Genomic DNA, 22,696 nt, shown 5'->3' on the forward strand with positions numbered 1-22,696 from the left:
CTATACGAGCTTTTCTTCCGCAATGACATGGATAATGGGCACATGCAAAGTCCTCACCTGGCCACCCACCTTGTTGCCGGACTCAATGCACGCGCCAAATGGAAGGCGCGGGACTTTGACGAGGCCTTCAGGATGGCTGCAGAGGCCGCGGAACTCGCCCGGGCGGCCGGCGACGAACTGGCCTGGTGGAACATGCGCTACCTGCAGGCGGAGTGCCTCCGTGATCAAGGACGCATCGAGGAATACCTGGCACTGGCCACCTCCCTCAATGATCACAGCCTTACAGCTTCCTCGGCCGAGCTCGGTGCCAAGGCAGGAACGATGGTGGCCATCGGGTTGCAAGGGCTCGGCCGGCTTGCCGAAGCCGCAACCATGGCTGCCGATGCCGCAAAACTTGCCGCCACGGATCCGGATCTCCTCTACGTCCAGGTCCTGGCCCAGCGCGCCCTTATCGCGGCCTTGGCTGAGAGCCGACTGCTGGACGATGCGTGGCGGGAATGCCTTGTTCTGGAGACGTTGATTTCTGATGACATTGATGAAGACACCGCCGGCAAGGGTTACTGGGTGATCGGAAACGTTGCTTTCCTGGCTGACCGCGTTACAGACGGGGGCCGTTACCATGACCTGGCCGCCGAAAGGCTGTCACCTTCAAAGGACGTCGATTTGTGGGCCCGCTTCAACCGCGCCTCGGCGGAAATGCGGCTGCAGGCAAAACTTGGTGACGCCGCCACCCTCCGCTGCATTGAAAGGGCAGAGCTCGCTACAGACATTGTGGGCGGTTCCGAGCGGGACCATCTGGAAATGTCCTTGGTCCGCGCCCATTGGAATTACCTCGCCGGAGATATGGAAGAAGCCCTGGCGATCCTCGAACCCCTTTGCTCACGTTCCTCCATCCTTGCTACCCAGACGTCAGCCGAAGCTCATTTTCTGTTCGGGCGGACTCTGCTGGCATCCGATCGACGAGAAGAAGGCCTTGCTGCTTTCGAAGAAGCAGCCAAGCTCTTCGACCAAGGGGCCCTGCCCGATCGCAGTGCGGCGGTTCGCGAGCATCTTCGGCAAAGCGTCCGGGGCGGGCCGCACGGGGAGTGAGCATGTCTGACTCAGAAATGTACTCCGCGAATGACCCCCGTTTGGGGCTGCTCCTTGAAGGCATCGTCAGGTTGGCGGCCGGCGACCTGAACACCCGGATCCAAGTCTCCGATGCGCGCGACGAGATCGACGCAGTGATCATGGGCACCAACCTCTTGGCCGAAGATCTCCAGATTGTCTATGAAGAGCTGGAGCAAAGGGTGCAAGCCCGGACAAAGCAGCTCAATGAAGCGCACCTTGCGATGCAGCGCATGGCCATGACCGATCCCCTGACCGGCCTGAACAACCGCTCCGCCTTCGCCGCAGCCCTGAGCAAGGCCCAAGCGAACGGCGTGCAAGGCAACAAACGGCCGGCAATCCTCTTGCTTGATATGGATGGTTTCAAAGCCATCAATGATTCCCTCGGCCACACCATCGGTGACAAAGTCCTGGAAACGGTGGCGAACCGTATCAGTGGTGCGGTCCGCGAACAGGACATGGTTGCCCGCATGGGCGGTGACGAGTTCGCTGTCCTGCTTTCGGAAGTGACCCCTGCGGAAGCCAGCGCCATTGGCAGCCGAATCCTCGCCGCTGTGGTGGGGGTGATGGAGATTGAGGGCCAACACCTCCGCTGCGGGGTCAGCATGGGGCTCCGGATGGCCGATCCAGGCCAGCGGGCCGAGGAGCTCATGATGGAAGCGGACATCGCCATGTACGAGTCCAAGGCGGACGGGCGCGGCAAGCTCAAGGTGTTCGCATCTGACATGCTGCTTGCCCGGCAAATGCGGAACCAGCTGGTGGGCGAGCTCAAAGAGGCGATCACAGGATCGCAGCTGGTGCTTTATTACCAGCCCATCATCAGGCTGGACACCCGCGAGATTGAAGGGGTGGAAGCCCTGGTCCGCTGGAACCACCCCACCCGTGGAATCATCATGCCGGACGAGTTCATTCCCATCGCCGAGGAAACGGGAATGATCTCCGATCTGGGCGGCTGGGTGCTCCGCACCGCCGTCGAGCAGTTAAAACAATGGCGTTCAGACCCCCTGACGGCGGGCCACAACTTCAGCATGCGCATCAACGTTTCAGCCGCGGACCTGCAGCGCCTGGAATTCATTGAAGACGTCCGTGAGGCGCTGGTTTCAGCCGACCTGGACCCCTCGCTGCTGGTCCTGGAATTGACCGAGAGCGCAGTGATCCAAGGGAACGACCTGGACCGTTACACGCTCAACAGCCTGCGCCGCCTTGGCGTGGGACTGGAGATTGACGATTTCGGTACGGGCTATTCCTCTATCAGCTATCTTCGCCAATTGCCCGTGGATACCGTCAAAGTGGACCGGACGCTGCTGTCCGCCTTGGGCAGTGACCCGTCACAGCCCGCCCTTCTCGCGGCCGTGTTGCAGCTCATCCGCGCCTGTGGCCTGGCTGCTGTATGGGAGGGCGTGGAAACCGCTGAGCAGGCTGATTACCTACTGAGCATCGGGTGCACCAGCGGCCAAGGTTACTACTTCAGCCGGCCTTTGCCTGAAGCGCAGTTGACCGAACAGCTGAAGCACCACAAGACCTGGCCCGTCAGCTGATTTTCCGGGTCCATGGATGGTGCCGCGTGCGCCACTCCGAGTCCAGAATCGCGTAAATGTTCTCGGTGGCCCACTGGCCCTTGTAATGCCAATTGTCCACCAGGGTGGCCTCCAGCCGCATGCCCAGGCGCTGACAGATACCGGCAGAACCCGCGTTGAGTGCATCCAGCTTGGCATCGATGCGGTGGAAGGCCAGTTTCTCGAATGCCAGCTTCATGACGGCCTCCGCTGCTTCCGTGGCAATGCCGTGGCCACGCGCCTCAGGATGCAGTATCCAGCCCAGCTCACCCTGCCCGGTGCCCTCCAACCACTTCAGCACGACCTCGCCCATCAGGCCGGGGTGATCCTTGCGCTCGATGGCCAGGCAAACCCAGTCGCCTTCTTGGTTGAACTCGAAGTTCGCGTATTTGCCGAGCACTTCCATGGACTTGGTCTTGGTCAGCTCGTTACGCAGGAGGTAGCGGGCAGTTTCGGGAAGCGACTGATAGCCGTGGAACCGTTCAAGGTCCTCAGCCTCGAAGCGCCGCAGGATGAGTCGATCGGTGATGATGGGAAGCTCAATTTCGGGCATGACTCCGAGGCTACTAGGTACGGGCGAAACATGGTCCAGTCTTGACACGTGGCGCGATCTGGGATTACCTAATGAACATTCGGTAAATAAAGCTGGAGGCAATGACGCATGGTTGAAACAACCCTCTCCGGTGCACAGCACCACATCCTGACGAACGACTACGCGTCCGAATGGATGGGCATCGAGGTCCTCAAGCTCGACGACGGCCACGCCACCATCCGCATGCATCTCCGCCAGGAAATGCTCAATGGGTTCGGCATGGCACACGGCGGAATGATCTTCGCCTTCGGGGACACTGCCTTCGCACTGGCCTGCAACCCGGCCAACCCCACGCCAAAGCAAGCCGCCCACATCACGGTGGCGTCCGGCGTCGACATCAATTTCATCAAGCCGGCGTTCCAGGGCCAGGTGATCACCGCCGTCGCAAACCGCCGCGCAAGCACCGGCCGAAGCGGCCTTTACGACATCCAGATTTATGCGGCGTCCCCCGACGACGACGCCTCCGACCCCACCGCCTCCGATCCCGCCAGCCGGGAGCTCATCGCTGAGTTCCGTGGCCGCAGTCGCACCATCTCCAAGAAGTAGGAAACCCATGACGCAGAACACCGTGGCCGCACCCGCAGCTTCCTCCTCCAAGGAAACCGCCCCAGTGCTTGACCGTGAAGAAACCATCTCCCGCGACGAACTCGAGGCATTGCAGCTCACCCGCCTCCAGCACACGGTGGCGTACGCCTACGATCGCGTGCCGCTGTACAAGCGCAAGTTCGACGAAGCCGGCGTGCACCCGACGGACCTCCGCGAGCTGAGCGACCTCGGCAAGTTCCCCTACACAACCAAGGAAGACCTCCGGCTGGAATACCCCTTTGGCATGTTCGCCGTCCCGCAGGATCAGGTGGCGCGGATTCACGCGAGCTCCGGCACCACCGGCCGCCCCACCGTAGTTGGCTACACCAAGAACGACCTCGCCAACTGGGCAACGCTGGTGGCGCGCTCCTTCCGCGCCTCCGGCGTCCGGCCAGGAATGAAGGTCCACAACGCCTACGGCTACGGCCTCTTTACCGGCGGCCTCGGCGCGCATGCAGGCGCTGAAGCGCTCGGGTGCACCGTCATCCCCATCTCCGGCGGTCAAACCGAACGGCAGATCCAGCTCATCCAGGACTTCAAACCGGACGCCATCCTGGCCACGCCCACCTACCTGCTCACCATCGCCGATGCCATGCAACACCAAGGGATCGACCCCAGCTCCACCTCACTCAAGTACGCCGTCCTCGGCGCCGAGCCCTGGACCGAAGAGATGCGCCACGAGCTTGAAACCACCATGAACATCAAGGCCTCGGACATCTACGGGCTCTCCGAAGTCATGGGCCCGGGCGTCGCCGGCGAAGCTGTTGAAACACAGGACGGCTGCCACATCTGGGAAGACCATTTCCGCCCCGAGATCATCGATCCGTTCGACCACTCGACCGTGCTGGCCGACGGCGAACCCGGCGAACTCGTCTTCACTTCCCTCACCAAAGAAGCGTTGCCGATCATCCGCTACCGAACCAAGGACCTCACCCGCCTGCTGCCGGGCACTGCACGGCCCGCGCACCGCCGGATGGGCCGTATCACCGGCCGCAGCGACGACATGATCATCCTGCGCGGAGTGAACCTGTTCCCGTCGCAGATCGAGGAAATCGCACTTCGCATCCCAGAACTCAGCCCGCACTTCCAGCTCGAAATCACCCGCCCCGAAGGCAAGCGCATGGATTCGCTGACCGTGAAGATCGAGCGCCGCGAGAACGTTCCGTCCGAGGCAGGTACGACGGCGGCCCACACCTTGCGTGAGCAGATCAAGATTCACGTTGGGTCATCTTGCGTGGTTGACGTTGTAGAGCCAGGCTCCCTTGAGCGGTCCAACGGTAAGCTCCGCCGGATTTACGACATGCGTCCCAAGGGCTGAGCGCCTTCACCCGTAGAGATCGTGAGAAAATGCCAGCATGCCTACTGAGACCACCACCAAGCGCGGACGGCCCGGTTATGACCAGCAGTCGGTGCTCCGCATCGCTGTCGACGTTTTCAACCGCCACGGCTACGACGCAACGTCCATGGGCATCCTGGCCGAAAACCTCGGGATCTCGAAGTCAGCCATCTACCACCACGTGCCGTCCAAGGGCGATCTGCTTAAGCTCGCCTTGGACCACGCCCTGGGCGGGCTGGAAGCCATCTTGGAGGAGCCGTCCGCTACGTCCGGTCCCGCAGATGCGCGGCTGGAGTTCGTGCTGCGGCAGACCATCGCCGTGCTGGTGGACAGGCTCCCGTTCGTGACCCTGCTGCTGCGATTGCGGGGCAACACGGAGATCGAGCGTGATGCACTGGAACGTCGTCGCGCCTTCGACCACAAGGTTGCCGAGCTGATTGCCGCTGCCCGGGAAGATGGCTCGCTGCGCCAGGACATCGATCCCCGCACCGTCACACGCCTCCTGTTCGGTACCATCAACTCGATCGTGGAGTGGTACAAGCCGGGCGGCTCGCTGTCCCCGGAGAAGCTCGCCGACGACGTCATCACCATGGCCTTCGACGGCCTCCACACGGCCGCCTGACCCTCTCTCACCCCCCGAGCGCTTCCGGCCAACCCTCTCTCACCCCCCGAGCGCTTCCGGCCAACCCTCTCTCACCCCCCGAGCGCTTCCGGCCAACCCTCTCTCACCCCCGAGCGCTTCCGGCCTGCGTCAGGCGCCGGATACCGCCGTCGGCCACTTTCCCCTCCTGACCAATGGCCCCGAACACGATACGCCTTCCCGCGTAATGCGGAAAGGCGTTTCGTCGTAGGTGAGAGAGGGACCCGTTCAAACCCGAGGGACGTGAGAGAGGGACCCGTTCAAACCCGAGGGACGTGAGAGAGGGACCCGTTCAAACCCGAGGGAGGTGAGAGAGGGTTACTTCTCCACGAGGGTGAGGACGTCGTAGGTGGCCACGATTTCGTCGTTCTGATTGGTCAGGACGGCGTCCCAGGCCACCTCACCGTATTCGTCGGTCTCGCGTGGGGTGATCTTCTTGGCCGTCAGCGTGACCCGGATGGAGTCGCCGGCTGCAACAGGGGTGATGAAGCGCAGGTTCTCCAAGCCATAGTTGGCCAGTACCGGACCCGGAGCTGGCTCAACAAAGAGCCCGGCAGCCCAGCTCAAAAGCAAGTAACCGTGGGCCACAATGCCGGGGAAGAACGGGTTGGCCTCGGCGGCTTCCTGGTTGGTGTGTGCGTAGAAGGTGTCACCCGTCGAGTTCGCGAAGGCGGTGATGTCCTCAAGCTTGACCTCGCGAAGGTCCGAGCGAACAGCGTCACCGATGCGGAGGGTGGAGAGGTGCTTCCGGAACGGGTGCTCCCCCTCGGTTTCTACGGTGAAGTTCCGGTCAGCGCCCGTGTGCCAGAGGCCCGTAACGGCGGTCAGCATGTTGGGGGAACCCTGAATGGCCGTGCGCTGCATGTGGTGCAGGACGGATCGGATGCCGCCAAGCTCCTCGCCGCCACCTGCGCGACCGGGACCGCCGTGAACCAGGTGCGGGACCGGGGAACCGTGGCCGGTGGACGAGCGTGCGTCTTCACGGTTAAGCATGTGAACGCGGCCGTGGTGGGCAGCGATGCCGAGCACCAGCTCCTGCGCAACAGATGGATCATTGGTGCACACCGATGCCACCAAGGAGCCGGAGCCGCGGGCTGCCAGGCGGATGGCATCGGCAAGATCCGAGTACCCGATTACCGAGGACACCGGCCCGAAAGCTTCGAGTGAGTGGACTTCTTCGGCTTCAGAGTCTGCCCAGCTCAGGAGGACCGGGGACATGAAGGCGCCGTCCTCCACGACGCCCACGCCGCCACCAACGGAGGTGACCGACGGCGAATCGAGAGATCCGTACGCAAGCTCACCGCCGGCGTCGAGCATTGACTGAACTGCCGCACGGACGTCGGCGAGCTGTTCCAGCGACGCCAAGGCGCCCATGGTGACACCATCGGCGCGCGGGTCGCCAACCACGACGCGTTCGTTGATTCGCGCACCGACGGCAGCAGCGACGTCGGCCGTCAGCTCCTGCGGGACGATAACGCGGCGGATCGCGGTGCACTTTTGGCCGGCCTTGACTGTCATCTCCGTAACCACCGCCTTGATGAAAGCGTCGAACTCCGGGGTGCCGGGGACGGCGTCGGGCCCGAGGATGGCGGCGTTGAGGGAGTCGGTCTCGGAGGTGAAGCGGATGCCGCCCTGCACCACGTTCTTGTGGCCCTTGAGAGAGTTGGCAGTGGATGCCGAGCCGGTGAACGAAACGAGGTCGCGGTAGTCCAGCTCATCGAGGATGGTGCGGGCAGAACCGGAGATCAGTTGAAGGGATCCTGCCGGGAGAATTCCCGACTCAACGATTGCCCTAACAGCCGCGGCGGCAACATAACCCGTGGGCGTAGCCGGCTTCACGATGGTGGGGACGCCCGCGAGGAACGCCGGAGCGAACTTTTCCAGCATGCCCCAGACCGGGAAGTTGAACGCGTTGATCTGGACTGCGACGCCTGGAATCCTGGTGTAGATGTGCTCGGCGACGAACGATCCGTCCTTGGACAACGTCTCCATGGGACCGTCCACCACAACCTGTGAGTTGGGCAGCTCGCGGCGGCCCTTGGAGCCGAACGTGAAGAGCACACCGATGCCGCCATCGATATCGATCATGTTGTCGATCTTGGTGGCACCGCTCTGCGAAGAGGATTCGTACAGCTCTTCGCGGCGCCCGTTGAGGTACATGGCAAGCTCTTTGAGCTTGAGCGCGCGCTGGTGGAAAGTCAGCTTCCCAAGTTCAGTTTGCCCGGTGGTGCGGCCGTAATTTACGACGGCGGCGAGGTCCAGCCCGTCGGTGCTGACGTTGGCCAGCACTTCTCCGGTGCTGGCATCACGGACCGGGACTTTCCTGGCGTCGGCTGCCGGCGTCCACCAAGCATCCTGGACGTAGCTGGGGACGGTTGCAACGGCTGTGGTTTCCGGGGCGACTGCGGTAGTGGTCATCGTCGACGGGTCCTTCCAAGGCACGTGAAATCGGCACGGTCCCTGCTGACTGGAGCCAACATTACTGACCGGCCGTTCGGTAATATATACAGGGTACATGAATGCCCGGTGGAGTACAGCAGGAATTTTGCTGCTGGGTCGAGACGCGACGAAGGGCCGGGCTCCCTGTAGGGAGACCGACCCTTCACTTGTTCAAGCTTGTGGCGGGCAAATTGCCTAGACGGCGCCGAACTTAGCGTCAAAGCGGAACATAAATGCGGCCATCGCATCGCGGTTCACAGGCAGCAGAGGCTTGAAGGACTTGCCAGCTGATTCGGTCCAGCCAGTAGAGATGCCCTGAGCTGCGAGCCAGGTGATCTCCTTGTAGAACTGAGCTCCGACGGGGACATCAAAGAATGGCGAAGTTGCCGGCGCCGTGAACTCGGGCTGCTCAGCCAAGCGGTACATGAAGGCAGCCATCGCATCACGGTTCACAGGCTGCAGAGGCCGGTATGTCTTGGTGTTGTCAGCCTCTTCCCAGCCCGTGGAGATGCCCTTGTCAGCAAGCCAAGTGATCTCCTTGTAGAACTTAGCGTCCATGGGGAGGTCAGCGAAGGGTGAAACAGCAGGCGGCGTGAACTCAGGCTCACCCGACAACCGGTACATGAACGCAGCCATGGCGTCACGATTCACCGGGGTCAGGGGCTGGTAAGTCCTGGACCCATTGGCTTCCCAGCCGGTGGAGATTCCTTCGTTGGCCAACCAGAGGATTTCATTCTGGAACTGGGCGCCGAGGGGAACATCGTCAAAGCCTCGGGTACCCTGCGTCGCAGTCGCGTAGCTCAGCGTGCCAAGGTCCGTATTCTGGCCTACGAAAGAGGAAACGGACCGGGCGTTGGCCTCTGCAAGGACGTTGCCGGAGAAGATCGGACCGGACTCACCCGCAGGTTCCGCTGAGACAAAGTAAAGTCCCGTGGTCAGGCCGGTGACCTTGAAGGTCCCGTCCGCCGCGGTGTATGAGAATCGGGTAACAAGAGACTCGTCCTTGGTGTAAACGTTGACCCGCACACCGCTCAGGGGAGTACCAGTAGAGCCCAGAACCTTCCCGGTCAGCGTCCCGCCCTGGCGAACGGTTGCGTTGACGCTGGAAACGGTCTGGCCGGCGGCTACAGTCACGGGAGTCGCGTTAGCCGCGCCCCCGGACTCCGGGAGGTTCTTATACAACTGCGCCTCGTAATTGGAGACGAACCCCTTGGTCCGGTTGAACTGAACCTTGTACGTACCCGGCAACAAGTTCTTCAGCGCGTAGGTGGTCTGCGAAGTTTCCATGACCGTAGACGCAGCGACAGTGCCGTCCTGGGCAATGGCAGTGATGCTCATGCCCGGACCACTCATCGTGGGGCCCGGGGCAGGTGCGCCCGCGATGGAACCCGCGATAGTGGCGGCCGCAACGGCAGAGTCCTGAATGCCAGCGAGTTGCTGCCCTTCAGTCACCGTCACCGACGGCGAGGCGTCGATTCCTGAGACACCGCCATGCCACATGTTCGCCCACCCGTTCTGGGCTTGGAACTGAATCTTGTAAGTGCCCGGCGCGAGGCCACCGATGACGTAATTTCCGGTGTTCGAGCTTTGGAGAAAGGCGGTTCCCGCATAACCGCTGTTCGCGTAATCGGGGCCCTTGATGGCATTGACCTGACCGGCAAAGGCTGCAGAGCCAGCCGGAACGGAGATCTTTCCGGAAATGACGGCTGCTGGCTTCAGGGTCTGGTTGATTCCCGTAGTGGTGGCACCCTCTGAAACGCTGACGAGTGTTTTTGAACCATCCGGAGAGGTTGAGTAATAGGCCTCGACTACCGGAGACGGGGATTCGTGGTAGGAGAAACGTACCCAGTGGTTAACTGCGGGAAGTCCACTGACCGTGAACGTTCCGTCCGAGGCCACGTTGGCCGTTTGATAGCCACCTATTTCGGGGCCGGCAAAGACGGTTACCTTGGTGACGTCCACGCCCGCAGGCACGGTGACCGTTCCTGAAATACTTCCCGTGGCTGCTGCAAACGCCGGGGATGCGATCCCGGCAGGCAATGCACCCAAGATGAGTGCTGCTAATAGAGTGAGAGCGAGCCGAAAACGGCCGCGAGAATAACCCCTCATGGGTCCCCCATGTTTCATGCGAACGAAGGGGCCGCAAATGGCGGCCCCTCGCGATCCTAATGGAGAAAACCAATTATTCTAAACGCCGATGTTATTTGAACCCGCCTAGCCAGAAAGGGTTGGCTTCCATCGAAATGGAACCAACCCTTTCCGGTTGATTCGTAGGCTAGATGGAGCCGAACTTTGTGTTGTAGCGGAACATGAACGCCGCCATCGCATCACGATTCACCGGCTGCAACGGCCGATACGTTTTGGACCCATCAGCCTCGGTCCACCCCGTGGAGATGCCTTGAGCTGCAAGCCACGTGATCTCCTCGTAGAACTCGGCTTCGACGGGCACATCGATGAACGGCGATTCCGTGGGTGGAGTGAACTCAGGCTCGCCGGCCAATCGGTACATAAACGCTGCCATCGCGTCGCGGTTCACAGGCTGCAAGGGACGGTAGGTCTTGGCCTGGTCGCCCTCTTCCCATCCTGTGGAAATGCCCTTGTCCACTAGCCACGTGATTTCTTTGTAGAACTGCGCTCCCACGGGCAGGTCTTTGAAAGGGGAACCGGTTGGGGCAGTGAAGTCAGGTTTGCCCGACAACCGGTACATGAACGCAGCCATAGCGTCCCGATTGACAGGAGTTAGCGGCTTGTAGAGTCTGACCCCATTCGACTCCCACCCCGTGGAAATCTGCTTCTCAGCCAACCACTGGATCTCATCCTCGAACTGCGCGCCCATCGGAACGTCATCGAAACCCCGAATGCCCTGCGAGACCGTGGCATAGCTCAGTGTGCCAAGATCAATGTTCCGGCCGGCGAATGTGGAAACGGACCGCGCATTGGCCTCCGTGAGCACATTGCCCGAGTAAATCGGACCGGACTCACCCTCTGACTCAGCGGCAACAAAGTAGGGGCCAGTACTCAAACCCGTCACTTTGAACGTTCCGTCGGCCGCCGTTGTCGCGCGACGGGTAACCAGAGCCCCATCCTTGGTGTAAACCCGAACAGCCGCATCTGCCAAAGGTGCGCCACTGGCGCCCAAGAGTTTGCCCGTTAGGGTTCCGCCGATACGTCTCACCTGGTTGATGTTCGATACAGTTTGGCCCGAAGCAACAGTAATGGCGGCGGCACTTCCCAGACCGGCGCTTTCGGGCACGGCATTGTAATACTGCCCTTCCTGGGCAGTCCGGTAGCTGTCGTGGTCATAGCGATTGAATTGGACTTTGTAGGTCCCGGGAAACAACCCACTGACCGCGTACTCGTTGGGCTCAAGCAAACGTACTGTGTTGACGTTGTCGGCAAGGGTTCCATCAAGGTTCAGGACGTCCACGCTCTGATAGTTGACGTCACCGTCCGTGAAGCCCCTAATCGTTGCACCTCTCACGGCAGAGTCCGTCAGCCCTTGGAGGTGCTGTGTACCCGTCAGAGTCAAGGACGGCGATGCAGATGGATGAGCAACTCCGCCATGCCAGATGGACGCGAAAGAGCCATCGTCGGAGCGGAATTCAAGTTTGTAGGTACCTGGCTCTAGTCCCCCGATCTTATAAGACCCCGCCTTGACGTAAGTAGCACCGGCGATCTTTCCGAGATCATTAACGGGCCTCGCCAGGACGCTGCAACTGAAGGGGACCGGGCTCGAAAGGGTACCTGAGATCAATACAGACTGCTTCAACACTTGATTTATGCCGGTTGTGGTTTGCCCGTCGACAACCGTAACTCTTGTCGCTAAGTCTCCGCTGGGGACTCCCGGATAGTACGCGTCGATAAAAGGTTCGGAGCCAAAAGCTTGTGTAAAAGAGACAACGTACTCACCCGGGGCCAGCGGTCCGAGCTCGAAGCTTCCATCATCAAGGGGGTAGGACCAATCACTATCCGCTTGATAGTCTCCGTGAACTCGGGCGTGCACAAAAACATTTCCGGAGTTGGTACCTGCAGGAAGGGCAGCTTTTCCCTTGATCCGGCCTCCGGAGGTCATCGTGTGATTTATTCCCGTAACCGTTGCCCCGAGTGCCACCGGGATCAGCTTCGCATCTGCAGCTTTGAATCCACCGTAATAGGAATGAATGACCAGATGATCGTAGGCATAATTCACGAAGAGCAGCCGATATTCGCCTGCTCCGAGGCCTGTGAGAGTGAACTGGCCAGCGGCATTCGGCCGGGCGCTCGCCGGGGTCGGGCCTCCCTCGGCATAAATGTAAACGGAGGTAACGTCCACCCCCGCAGGCACCGCAACTGTTCCCGAAATATTTCCTGTGGATACAGCCGAGGCCGGGGATGCGAGCCCCGCGGGCAATGTACCCAAAATCAATGCGGCTAAAAGTGCGAGTGCGAGCCGAATGCGGCCGCGCGAATTACCCCTCATGGGTCCCCCATGTTCATGCGAACGAAAAGGCCGCTTGGTCAGCGGCCCGCTCGTGATCTTATGGCCTCAACCGGCGCACAGTCGATAGTCGAGGCTCACATGACGCATGAGAGTGAGAGAACACTCCGCGACCCGCCTAGCCCCGACTGAGCAACTTCCGCACCAAAAGCATGGGCTTCTTCAAGAACTCCCCCACGCTGGTCCGCACAACCACGGTCTGGTTCAGCGCCTCCAGACGTTCCAGGATGTGGTCCAGCTTGGCCGCAGACTCATCCAGGCGTCGCTGCTGGGCAACGATGAGTTCCTCTTGCTCAGAAAGCACGCGCGTCAGGTAAAGCATGGTGCCGAGTCCACCCTGCGCTGCCTGGTCGCGGAGGTAATCATCACGGACCAGGGCGTCGTACTGGGCGTGCTCGGCAACTTTCGCGAAGATGCTGTTGCTGTGGTGACCTGCGGATTCCGGCCGCTGCGACCAGAAGGCGAGAGGTTCGCCGTCGAGGAAGCCAACACGCGAGTGGCTCAGGACGCGAAGGTGGAATTCCCAGTCGCCCACCACCGGCAGGTTCTCGTTGTAGTAGCCCACATGGTCGTGGAGATTGCGTCGGTACAGGAAAGAAATAGGGACCGCACGGTTGATCTTGAGCATGTCGGCCAGTGTTATCTGCCGCATGTCGGCCCAGAAGATTTCACGCCGGATGGGCTCGATCTTGTCCTCCACAAGCTCCTCGATGACGATCTCGGTCCGCACCATCACACCGCTTTCTGCAGCATTCGCGGGATCGTCAAGGTAGGCCACTGTGCGGGCAAGGAACTCGGGGGACCAGAAGTCGTCGTCGTCATGGATCACCACGAACTCGCCGGAACCGGCCTTGAGACCGGCATTCGATGCTCCCTCCATGCCAGCTGACTCAGCATGGTGAATGGTGGTGATGCGAGACCGTTCCGCTTCCGACCGTTGGGAGGTGAGGTGTTCGACGTCGGCCGGATTCCCGCCGTCGTTGACTATCACCAGCTCAAAGTCCTGGAAGGTCTGGGCGAAGATGTCATCCAAAGCCCGTGCCAGGAAGATAGGTCGGTTCTTGGTTCGGGTCACGATAGTGACGCGGGCGCCGGAAGTCATGCGGATCCATCCATGTCAGAGAGCAGTCAACTCTGCATCTTAGCAGCGCCGGCCACTCCGAGTTTTGCCCTGACGGCGGCCAGCTCCGTCCCGGAAACACCGTTGTCTGCCAGGAACCCGGCCGCATCCAGCGACGCAAGGAAGGCCCTCAGACTCGCCCGCCGCTCGGTCAGCATCGCCTCAAGAGCGGCCTCGGACAGGTAGGGATCGTGGGCATGCGGCGCCCCGTGCGTACGGTGGCGCTCGTTGATCCCGCGCGCCGCGAGCTCGTATCCGCGGACGATCTCCTCGTCACCAACACCCGCCAATCGCTGAAGGATCAAAGCGATCACGCCACTACGGTCCCTTCCCGCCGAGCAGTGGACCACCACCTTGCCGGGCGACGCTGCAATGGCTTTAAAGACCGCCGCGATCTTGTCAGCGAACAGCTCAAGATAGTTACCGTACTGCGCGGGGTCCTTCAGGTACGGGCCGAAAAGCTCGCTGAAGTCCCGATGATCCGGATCTTCCGTTGGGCAATGCACGACGTCGATACGGGCCTTAACCTCGTTCGGCACCTCGGGGTCGGTGTCGCGGTGCCGCCGCTCGCGCGAGGCGCGGAGATCGATCACGGTGCGAACGCCGTCGTCGTACATCTGCTGCCACCCGGCTTCCGTGACCCATTCGTGGCGCCCCATCCGGTACACGTCCCCGGCGATCCGCCACGCGTTGACCGCGCCGTCCCAGTGGACGCCCTGGTGAGCTGAAGTCGTCCCATCCATAGGAGCCAGCTAAGCACAAACTTTGGGAATGAAGTCTTGCGGAGGCTGAGTGACCCATGTCATACTCGTTCTCGATGCGCATCGACGATACGTATCGACACGCCCCGGGAACCGATCAGCAGAGAGCACAAGGAGGTCAGGCAATGCCCACCAGCAAGGACGTTGCCCAAGCCGCCGGAGTAGCTCAAAGCACCGTCTCCTACGTCTTGAGTGGCAAGCGGCCAATCTCCGAGAAGACGCGGAAAAAGGTAGAGGCGGCCATCGAGGAACTGACCTACCAGCCGAACGCCGGCGCCCGCGCCTTGGCTGGGCGAAGGACGCGTGTGATCGGGCTGGTCATACCGTTCATTCCGGAACTCGAAATGGCATCACTTATGGAGTTCGTGTCGGTGATCGCATCGACCGCAAGGCAGTTCGATCACGACATCCTGCTGGTCACCGAAGACGAAGGAGCTGCCGGGCTGCGTCGGGTTGTCGGTCAACAGATCTGCGACGGATTGATCCTCATGCAAGTGGAAGATGAGGATGAACGGCTCCCCGTTGCCCGGACACTCAACGTCCCCGTACTGCTGATTGGCATCCCCCGGGACCCTTCCGGCCTTGTCTGCATTGATGCGGACTTTGAAGTGGCGGGTGACCAATGCGTCCGCGATCTGGCAGCGGCCGGCCATAGCGTCATCTCGATTATCGAATGGCAACCCGCGGTCGTGAATCGGCACGTCAATTATGTTGACCGGTTCATGCGTGGAGCCGACGGGGCCGCCGAAACACTGGGAGTAGCAGTACAGCACTTCCCCGGAGGCGCAGACGTTGCCATCATCTCTGAATCCGTGGACAAAGCACTGGCCGCAACACAAGGCATACCGGCCTTCATTGCACCTGACCGCACTATCCAGGACATTCTCCGCCGCGCCCTGGCCGCGCGAGGCCTAACCCCGGGGGTGGACGTCTCCGTTATAGGCAGCGCCTCTCCCACCCTGGCTGAACTACAGCCCGTCCCTCTCTCCACCATCGATCTGCGCCCGAAGGAAGTTTCCCGCCGGGCAGTGAAGATTATTTGCGACCTCCTCGAAGCCGAGAACCACGGACCACACGAATCCCTGGAACTGGTACCCACGGTCATTACGCACCGTTCAAGCACGCTCCGCCCACCCCACGGAAGCTAAGTCCCGCTCTGTATCCACCTGATCCACATCCCTTTCCGTACTCATCGATACGCATCGTCGATACGCATCGATAAATCGATCCAAGAAGAAGGAACAGACAATGAAGTCAGCACAAAGGACATCCCGTCCGCTCGCAGTGGCAGTGGCCGCACTGGTCGGCTTGCCGCTGGTCGTCTCCGGCTGCGGCACCTCCACCGCTGCGTCGTCCTCCGAGGCGGTAACGGAACTCTCCGTGATGGACTACTACAACAACGAGCCGGACAAGTCGTTCATCGGCGATGCCCTGACCAAGTGCGGCACGCAGCTGGGCGTTACCGTCAAACGGGAAACTGTTCCCGGAAAATCACTCATTTCCAAGGTCCTCCAGCAGTCTTCCTCCAAGACACTCCCCGACGTCCTCATGTTGGACAACCCGGACCTCCAACAGATCGCTGCCACCGGCGCTCTGGCTCCCCTTGCCGATTTCAAGGTCAGCACTGAGAACTTCGCTGAAGGTGTGCTGAGCGCGGGCACGTACAAGGACAAGGTGTACGGCCTGGCTCCAACCGTGAACACCATCGCCCTGTTCTACAACAAGGACATCCTTGCCAAGGCCGGTGTCACCCCGCCCACAACCTGGGATGAACTCAAGGACGCTTCCGCCAAACTCACGTCAGGTGACCAGTACGGACTGGCCTTCAACGCCAACCCCACCTACGAGGGCGCGTGGCAGTTCCTTCCTGTCATGTGGTCCAACGGCGGCGATGAGAAGAAGATCGACACCAAGGAGACCGAGCAGGCCCTGCAGCTGTGGACCGACCTGGTGAAGAGCGGTTCAGTTTCTTCCTCGGCCCTCAACTGGACCCAGGCTGATGTCAAAGACCAGTTCCTGGCCGGCAAGGCCGCCATGATGGTCAACGGACCGTGGCAGATCCCGGCCCTGGACAAGCAGCCCACTCTTCAGTACGGCGTAGTGAAGATCCCTGTGCGCGAAGCCGGGCAGACATCCGTGGCTCCGCTCGGCGGGGAGGTATGGACCGTCCCGCAGACCGGCAACAAGGCCCGGCAAGTGAAGGCAGCAGAGATGGTTGCCTGCTTGAACAGCGACGAGAACCAACTGGCCATGGCTACCGCCCGCAACACCATCCCATCCAAAACCACCCTTTCGGACAAGTTTGCCAGCGACAACCCCAAGCTCGCCACGTTCACCGAGCTGATCAAGACAGCCCGTGCACGCACCGGCCAACTCGGCGAGGAATGGCCCGCCCAGGCCACCAAGATCTACACCGCAATCCAGAGTTCACTGACGGGTAACGCTTCACCGGCTGACGCCCTCAAGCAAGCACAGGGTCAGTAGGCAGCCTGCCATGTCACTAGCAACTGATCTACCTCATTCAGAGGGGCAGGCTGTCGGCGGGGCCATGAAGACTCACGGCCCCGGGACCGAAAAACCCGTGCCCAGGCGCAGTCCCCGCCAGCGCCGCGAGCGCGTCTTCCAGTGGCTCTTCCTGGTCCCCGCGGTGGTCTACATGACGCTGTTCTTCGGGTATCCCGTAGTCAAGAACGTGGTCATGAGCTTCCAGGAGTACACCACCTCCACGTTCTTCACTGGCGAAGCCCCCTGGGTGGGGTTTACCAACTACGTGACTGTATTGTCGTCGTCGTTGTTCTCAACCTCACTGCTGAACACCGTCCTGTTCACCATCGGCTCCATTGTCGGCCAGTTCGTGATCGGGCTGGCACTGGCTATCTTCTTCCAGCGGAAGTTCCCGCTCAACGGAATATTGCGGTCCCTGCTCCTGCTCCCTTGGCTCCTTCCCTTGATCGTCTCCAGTGCTGTGTGGCGATGGATCCTGGATAAGGACAGCGGCGCGCTGAACCGTTTCCTGGGTGACCTCGGCATCATCGATACCGGCATTCCGTGGCTCACCAGTACTTCGCTGGCCCTCATTGCCGTGGTGGGCGTGAACATTTGGATTGGCATCCCGTTCAACCTGACCATCCTCTACGGCGGCCTGCAGGAAATCCCGGACGAACTGTACGAGGCCGGATCGCTGGACGGTGCCACCGGCTGGAAGGCGTTCCGGCACATCACCTGGCCCATGCTGAGGCCAGTGGTGAGCGTGGTCCTAGTGCTCGGCGTCGTGTACACGCTCAAGGTGCTGGACATCATTCTGGGCCTCACCAACGGCGGGCCCGCCAATTCCACCCAAACCATCGCGACGCAGTCCTACAACCTGTCCTTCCACGAATTCAGATTCGGTGAAGGTGCGGCTCTGGGCAACGTGCTGGTGATCATCTCCCTGGTCTTCGCAGTCCTGTACTTGCGGGCCAGCCGACGCGCAGTGGACGAGTGAGGACAGCATGACAACCGTACTGAAAGCCCGCACACTCCGGCGTACCGTCCCAAAACCGACGGGACGCAAGAACTGGGGCTACACGGCACTGGCTATCTTCTTCCTGGCCATCATGCTGTTCCCGGTCTATTGGATGGTCAACGCCTCCCTGCAACCCAACGGCACCACCTTGGAAACCTCGTGGTTCCCGCTGAAGCCCGACTTCACCGGCTACGCCACGGCCATCAACGAGCAAGCAGGGAACCTGGGAACCAGCCTCATCATTTCGCTGGGTAGCGTGGCGCTGAGCCTGGCCATTGCAGCCCCGGCCGCCTATGCCTTGGCCTACTTCAAGGTCCGCGGCGCCGGTGTGGTCCTGTTCGCGATCCTCATCAGCCAGATGATTCCGGGGATTGTTGTGGCCAACGCCCTGTACACCGCGTACAACGATCTCGGCCTGCTCAACTCCATTCCGGGCCTGATCCTCGCCGACTCTGCCCACGGCATCCCGTTCGCGATCCTCATCATCCGGGCCTTCATGAACGGTATGCCAGCGTCGGTGATCGAGGCCGCGCGGGTGGACGGCGCCGGGCACCTCCGGGCGTTCTGGTCGATTGTGCTCCCGCTCAGCCGTAACTCACTGATCACGGCAGGGCTGTTCACGTTCCTGTTCGCTTGGAGCGACTTCCTCTTCGCGCTGACCTTGACCACCACTGAAGCAGTCCGACCCGTCACCCTGGGCATCTTCCAGTACATCGGCGCCTACGTGAATGACTGGAGTTCAGTCATGGCGACGGCGGTACTCGCCTCCATCCCGGCCATCGTCCTGCTGGTCGCGGCCCAGAAATACATCGCCGCCGGCACCACCGGCGGTGCGGTCAAGTAGACCGCTACCCAAACCCTTCAAGGAGAAAACAATGCCTGAGAGCAAGCCCACCCGCGTCACCGTATGGTCCGAGAATCGCCACGAAAAGCGCGACGAACTGGTGGCCCGCCTCTATCCGGACGGCATGCACGGCGCCGTCAAGGCGGGCATCGAAGAGAACCTGGGTACCGCCGTCGAGGTCCGGACCGCAACACTGGACGAACCCGAGCACGGACTCACCGAGGAAGTCCTCGCCAACACCGACGTCCTTACATGGTGGGGGCACATGTCCCATGCAGATGTTGAGGACGAGATCGTGGAACGTGTCCACCGGCACGTCCTGGCCGGAATGGGCCTGATCGTATTGCACTCCGGGCACTGGTCCAAGATCTTCACCAAACTCATGGGAACGTCATGCACGCTGCGTTGGCGCTCCGAGCAGGACCGCGAACTCGTGTGGACCGTGGATCCCACCCACCCCATCGCCAAGGGCATCCCGCACCCCATCGATATTCCGCAGCAGGAAATGTACGGCGAGTTCTTCGACATCCCCACGCCCGAGGAACTGGTCTTCATCAGCTCGTTCAGCGGCGGCGAAGTCTTCCGTTCGGGCTGCACGTTCCGGCGCGGTCACGGCAAAATCTTCTTCTTCAGCCCGGGCGACCAGGACTACCCCGTCTATCACCACAAGGACGTCCGACGCGTGATCGCCAACGCCGTGGAATGGGCCGTCACCGACCGCCCGGAACGCGCGGTACCGGAGCTGCTTCGCTACGAAACCAACGACTTCTTCAACGGCAAGAGCTACCAGGGAGCCAACGCGTGAGCACGCCCTTCGCTACCATTCCCGACGACGGCACTCCCCTTCGCGTCGTCGTAGTCGGTGCGGGAGGCATGGGACGCGCCTGGCTCCGGACAGTGGAAGAGTCGCCATTGGTTGAGCTCGTGGGCATCGTTGACCTTGACCTTGCGGTTGCCGCTGAGGCGGCGGCGTCCTTGGGCCGTGACGATCTCCCGGTAGGTGCCGGTACAGCGGCGCTGGCGTCCGACGTCGGCGCTCAGGCGGTCATCAACGTCACCGTCCCTGCCGCCCATCATCCGGTAACCACCGAAGCGCTGGCTGCGGGCTTGCCGGTCCTCGGCGAGAAACCAGTGGCTTCGACCGTGGCCCAAGGGCTTTCCCTGGCGGCCGCGGCCGAGCTTCACGACCAGCTGTTCATGGTCAGCCAGTCCCGGCGCTACAACCGCCAGCTGTTTTCGGCCAAACGCCTGTCTTCCGCCCTGGGATCCGTTGGAATCGTGTCAGCCGAGTTCTTCAAGGCCCCCCACTTCGGCGGTTTCCGCGATGCCATGGATCACCCGCTCCTGCTGGATATGGCCATCCACCAGTTCGACATGGCCCGCTTCCTGCTCGACGCCGATCCCGTCTCCGTATTCTGCGAGGAGTACAACCCGCCTTGGAGCTGGTATCGCGGAGATGCAGGTTCCACGGCAATCTTCGAGATGACCGGCGGCGAGCGCTTTGTTTTCACGGGCAGCTGGTGCAGCCCTGGCCAGGAGACCTCATGGAACGCCTCATGGCGGATCAGTGGGGAGCATGGCACCGTCCTGTGGGACGGCGACAATGAACCGCTCTCCTCTGTTCCCGTTTCCGGCGATGCCGGGGGTTGTGAGGATCCCGGCCAGGAAATTGCCGGGTCCTTGCGGGACTTCGTGGCCGCTTTGCGCACGGGAAGCACACCGATGGGACGGGTTCACCAGAACATCATGAGCCTGGCCATGGTGGAGGCCGCGATCCTCAGCGCTTCCACCGGCGCCCGGGTTTCCGTGGATTCCCTGCTTGAAGACTCCTACCAACAGGCTGTTCTGGCTGAGCGGGACCCCGCTGTGCTGGAAGTGCTGAAGTCCTGGACCTCGGTGCGGAGTGCCTTGGCCGGCGTTGTGACGGGCACGTCTATGTGAGCTCGCCGAGGGGCTGGCTTTCGGGGTTATCGCGGGCTCTTACTTCCGAAAGCCGCCCCTCGGCGAATGGGTCACCGCTTGGCGGGCCGGGTCATTGCTTGGCCAATTGGGCGGGCTTGATGGTGGAAAGGAGGGCTGCGGCGTATGCCTGATGCCCGGCCGGATTCGGGTGGAAGTTAGCATCCGGCAGCCGATCGAACGGAGGCACGGGAGCCGGGACCAGCACAATCCACGGTTCCGCTGAGTTGACTGCATGCCCGCGGAATCGCTTGGTCACGTCAACGAACACCGCATTGGCATCACTGGCTTTCACCGCCGCTTCAATGGTCCTGTTGAGGGCATCGACGGCCCGGTTGACCTCGTTCTGGTGTTCCACGGAAATAATGGGCACGCCGTTGACGGGATCAAAGAGCCGGGGGTAACCCATCACCGCGATGGTTGCATTGGGCGCTGCATCAGCGATGTCGTCATAAATCGCTGCAAGCGACAACTCCAGGGCCGGCAAGAGTGACATGGCATTATTCACAGCAGCCTGGCAGACGACGAGTGTCTGAGTGAGGCAAGCAACCAGGGCATCCCCGCTCCCAATGTCATTGGCGCCAGCCGTAATGCTGACGAGCTCCGCCGCAGCCAGGTTACTTCCCAGGCTGCCTATTTGCTCCGAAACCGATGGAATGGGCACTCCAAGGACAGGGAACAGGAGGGCCCCATGGCACGCCCCGTTCGCCAAAAGGTCCACGCGGCCTGTCTCGGCAACCACATTCACGTAGCCGCCCACGCTCCTCCAACAAACTGCGTCTGCATACAACCCGCCCGCTCCAGTCCCCGCGGTGTACGAATCCCCGAGCGCCACGTAATCAACTGGAGCCGGCGGCGCGGCGGTCGCCGGACTGGCCGTGAATCCTAAACAAAGTGCCACTATGGCGAGCCCGCCCACAAAAGCCGTGTGCCGCCGTCGTACTTGATGAGTTGCCATTGTGAATCCCCTTTTTACCGTTCGATGGGGCTCCGGCGCCCGCGTTAAGCGGACGGGGCGGCTCGCCCACCAGTCGGCCGCGCACCCGGGGCAATGTGTTGGCTAGATTACGCCTGCGGCTGCGAGGGGAAAAGACCTGCGGCTACCCTATTTTGGGGACCGCACTTTTCGGCGGTACCTGATATTCCAGGGGGAGCCGACTACGCTCCGTACTTCGTCAGCCGGAACTCCAGGCCGTTGCGCACAGCGGGCCATTCGTGTTCGAGGATGGAGAACACCACGGTGTCGCGGAGGGCGCCGTCCTTGCTGCGGGAGTGGCTTCGAAGGACGCCATCCTGTTTGGCGCCGAGCCGGGCAATTGCCTCACGGGACTGCTGGTTCATCCAGTGTGTGCGGAACTCCACGGCCGGGCAGCCCAGCGTTTCGAAAGCGTGCCGCAGGAGCAGCAACTTCGAATCGGGGTTGGTCCCCGTGCCGTGCGCCGACGCGGCGTTCCACGTGGATCCGATCTCCAAGCGAGGCGTCTCGGCGTCGATGTTCATGTACGTTGTCATACCGATCAGCTTGCCCGTCGCGTTGGAGCGCGTGGCAAAAGGCACCATGGACCCTTTTGCTTGTAGGTCCAGGCGGCGATCTATTTCCGCGACCATGCCCTCCGGCGTCGGGACGGAGGTGTACCAAAGCTTCCAGAGATCGCCGTCTCGGGCTGCATCTGCCAGGCCGTCATGGTGTTCCTGGCTCAACGGTTCCAGCGTCACGAATTTTCCGGTCAGGGTGATGGGTTCGATGGAAGTCACCCGGTTAGCCTAACCGGCCC

At 61.5% G+C, this 22,696-nt stretch carries 19 protein-coding genes; 11 read left to right on the top strand and 8 right to left on the bottom strand.

Features of this window, described 5'->3' with window-relative positions:
* Window positions 1–42: 42 nt before the first annotated feature.
* Window positions 43–1,089: a hypothetical protein gene (locus A477_RS0111295; RefSeq protein WP_017199101.1), complete on the top strand. Its 1,047-nt coding sequence runs from the start codon at window positions 43–45 to the stop codon at window positions 1,087–1,089.
* A gap of 2 nt (window positions 1,090–1,091) precedes the next feature.
* Entirely contained in the window at window positions 1,092–2,645 is a 1,554-nt protein-coding gene (locus A477_RS0111300; RefSeq protein ID WP_017199102.1) for a putative bifunctional diguanylate cyclase/phosphodiesterase, read from the top strand.
* On the opposite strand, the gene A477_RS0111305 is transcribed toward A477_RS0111300, so the two are convergent.
* Window positions 2,638–3,216, bottom strand: coding sequence for a GNAT family N-acetyltransferase (locus tag A477_RS0111305; protein ID WP_017199103.1), 579 nt, complete (start codon window positions 3,214–3,216; stop codon window positions 2,638–2,640). The two genes, A477_RS0111300 and A477_RS0111305, sit on opposite strands and share 8 nt — an antisense overlap.
* A gap of 108 nt (window positions 3,217–3,324) precedes the next feature.
* Between A477_RS0111305 and A477_RS0111310 the strand changes: the two genes are divergently transcribed.
* The 3 genes from A477_RS0111310 to A477_RS0111320 are packed head-to-tail and all read left to right on the top strand — an operon-like array spanning window position 3,325 to window position 5,798.
* Complete coding sequence (locus A477_RS0111310; protein WP_017199104.1) at window positions 3,325–3,801, top strand: hotdog fold thioesterase; 477 nt, start codon at window positions 3,325–3,327, stop codon at window positions 3,799–3,801.
* Window positions 3,802–3,808: 7 nt separating this feature from the next.
* Complete coding sequence (gene paaK, locus A477_RS0111315) at window positions 3,809–5,158, top strand: phenylacetate--CoA ligase PaaK (protein WP_017199105.1); 1,350 nt, start codon at window positions 3,809–3,811, stop codon at window positions 5,156–5,158.
* Between the two features lie 37 nt (window positions 5,159–5,195).
* Window positions 5,196–5,798: a TetR/AcrR family transcriptional regulator gene (locus tag A477_RS0111320; protein WP_014922600.1), complete on the top strand. Its 603-nt coding sequence runs from the start codon at window positions 5,196–5,198 to the stop codon at window positions 5,796–5,798.
* 336 nt (window positions 5,799–6,134) lie between these two features.
* On the opposite strand, the gene paaZ is transcribed toward A477_RS0111320, so the two are convergent.
* From paaZ to A477_RS0111345, 5 genes are all read right to left on the bottom strand, one after another.
* Window positions 6,135–8,234 carry a phenylacetic acid degradation bifunctional protein PaaZ gene (gene paaZ / locus A477_RS0111325; RefSeq protein WP_017199106.1) on the bottom strand — a complete coding sequence of 700 codons (2,100 nt, stop codon included), beginning with the start codon at window positions 8,232–8,234 and terminating at the stop codon, window positions 6,135–6,137.
* A gap of 216 nt (window positions 8,235–8,450) precedes the next feature.
* On the bottom strand, window positions 8,451–10,364 hold the full coding sequence (locus A477_RS0111330) for an S-layer homology domain-containing protein (protein ID WP_026005543.1): 1,914 nt from the start codon (window positions 10,362–10,364) through the stop codon (window positions 8,451–8,453).
* Between the two features lie 166 nt (window positions 10,365–10,530).
* Window positions 10,531–11,736, bottom strand: a complete 1,206-nt coding sequence (locus A477_RS23735; RefSeq protein WP_237715787.1) for an S-layer homology domain-containing protein — start codon at window positions 11,734–11,736, stop codon at window positions 10,531–10,533.
* 1,114 nt (window positions 11,737–12,850) lie between these two features.
* Complete coding sequence (locus tag A477_RS0111340) at window positions 12,851–13,834, bottom strand: glycosyltransferase family 2 protein (RefSeq protein ID WP_017199109.1); 984 nt, start codon at window positions 13,832–13,834, stop codon at window positions 12,851–12,853.
* A 26-nt stretch (window positions 13,835–13,860) separates the two neighbouring features.
* Window positions 13,861–14,595, bottom strand: a complete 735-nt coding sequence (locus A477_RS0111345; RefSeq protein WP_017199110.1) for a tyrosine-protein phosphatase — start codon at window positions 14,593–14,595, stop codon at window positions 13,861–13,863.
* A gap of 143 nt (window positions 14,596–14,738) precedes the next feature.
* Between A477_RS0111345 and A477_RS0111350 the strand changes: the two genes are divergently transcribed.
* The 6 genes from A477_RS0111350 (at window position 14,739) to A477_RS0111375 (ending at window position 20,903) form a co-directional block, all read left to right on the top strand.
* Window positions 14,739–15,761, top strand: coding sequence for a LacI family DNA-binding transcriptional regulator (locus A477_RS0111350; protein ID WP_017199111.1), 1,023 nt, complete (start codon window positions 14,739–14,741; stop codon window positions 15,759–15,761).
* 100 nt (window positions 15,762–15,861) lie between these two features.
* Window positions 15,862–17,097 (top strand): sugar ABC transporter substrate-binding protein, encoded by a 1,236-nt coding sequence (locus A477_RS0111355; protein WP_017199112.1) that lies wholly within the window; start codon window positions 15,862–15,864, stop codon window positions 17,095–17,097.
* A 10-nt stretch (window positions 17,098–17,107) separates the two neighbouring features.
* Window positions 17,108–18,097, top strand: a complete 990-nt coding sequence (locus A477_RS0111360; RefSeq protein WP_017199113.1) for a carbohydrate ABC transporter permease — start codon at window positions 17,108–17,110, stop codon at window positions 18,095–18,097.
* A gap of 7 nt (window positions 18,098–18,104) precedes the next feature.
* Window positions 18,105–18,962, top strand: coding sequence for a carbohydrate ABC transporter permease (locus A477_RS0111365; RefSeq protein WP_017199114.1), 858 nt, complete (start codon window positions 18,105–18,107; stop codon window positions 18,960–18,962).
* A gap of 31 nt (window positions 18,963–18,993) precedes the next feature.
* Complete coding sequence (locus A477_RS0111370; protein WP_017199115.1) at window positions 18,994–19,767, top strand: ThuA domain-containing protein; 774 nt, start codon at window positions 18,994–18,996, stop codon at window positions 19,765–19,767.
* Entirely contained in the window at window positions 19,764–20,903 is a 1,140-nt protein-coding gene (locus A477_RS0111375) for a Gfo/Idh/MocA family protein (protein ID WP_017199116.1), read from the top strand. The genes A477_RS0111370 and A477_RS0111375 overlap by 4 nt, the downstream gene beginning before the upstream one ends.
* Before the next feature lie 91 nt (window positions 20,904–20,994).
* Here A477_RS0111375 and A477_RS0111380 read toward each other — a convergent pair whose 3' ends face one another.
* Window positions 20,995–21,879: an SGNH/GDSL hydrolase family protein gene (locus tag A477_RS0111380; RefSeq protein ID WP_026005545.1), complete on the bottom strand. Its 885-nt coding sequence runs from the start codon at window positions 21,877–21,879 to the stop codon at window positions 20,995–20,997.
* A 200-nt stretch (window positions 21,880–22,079) separates the two neighbouring features.
* Entirely contained in the window at window positions 22,080–22,676 is a 597-nt protein-coding gene (locus A477_RS0111385) for a GNAT family N-acetyltransferase (RefSeq protein WP_017199118.1), read from the bottom strand.
* Window positions 22,677–22,696: the final 20 nt, after the last annotated feature.

The sequence above is a fragment of the Arthrobacter sp. M2012083 genome, assembly GCF_000281065.1.
GTDB lineage: Bacteria > Actinomycetota > Actinomycetes > Actinomycetales > Micrococcaceae > Arthrobacter.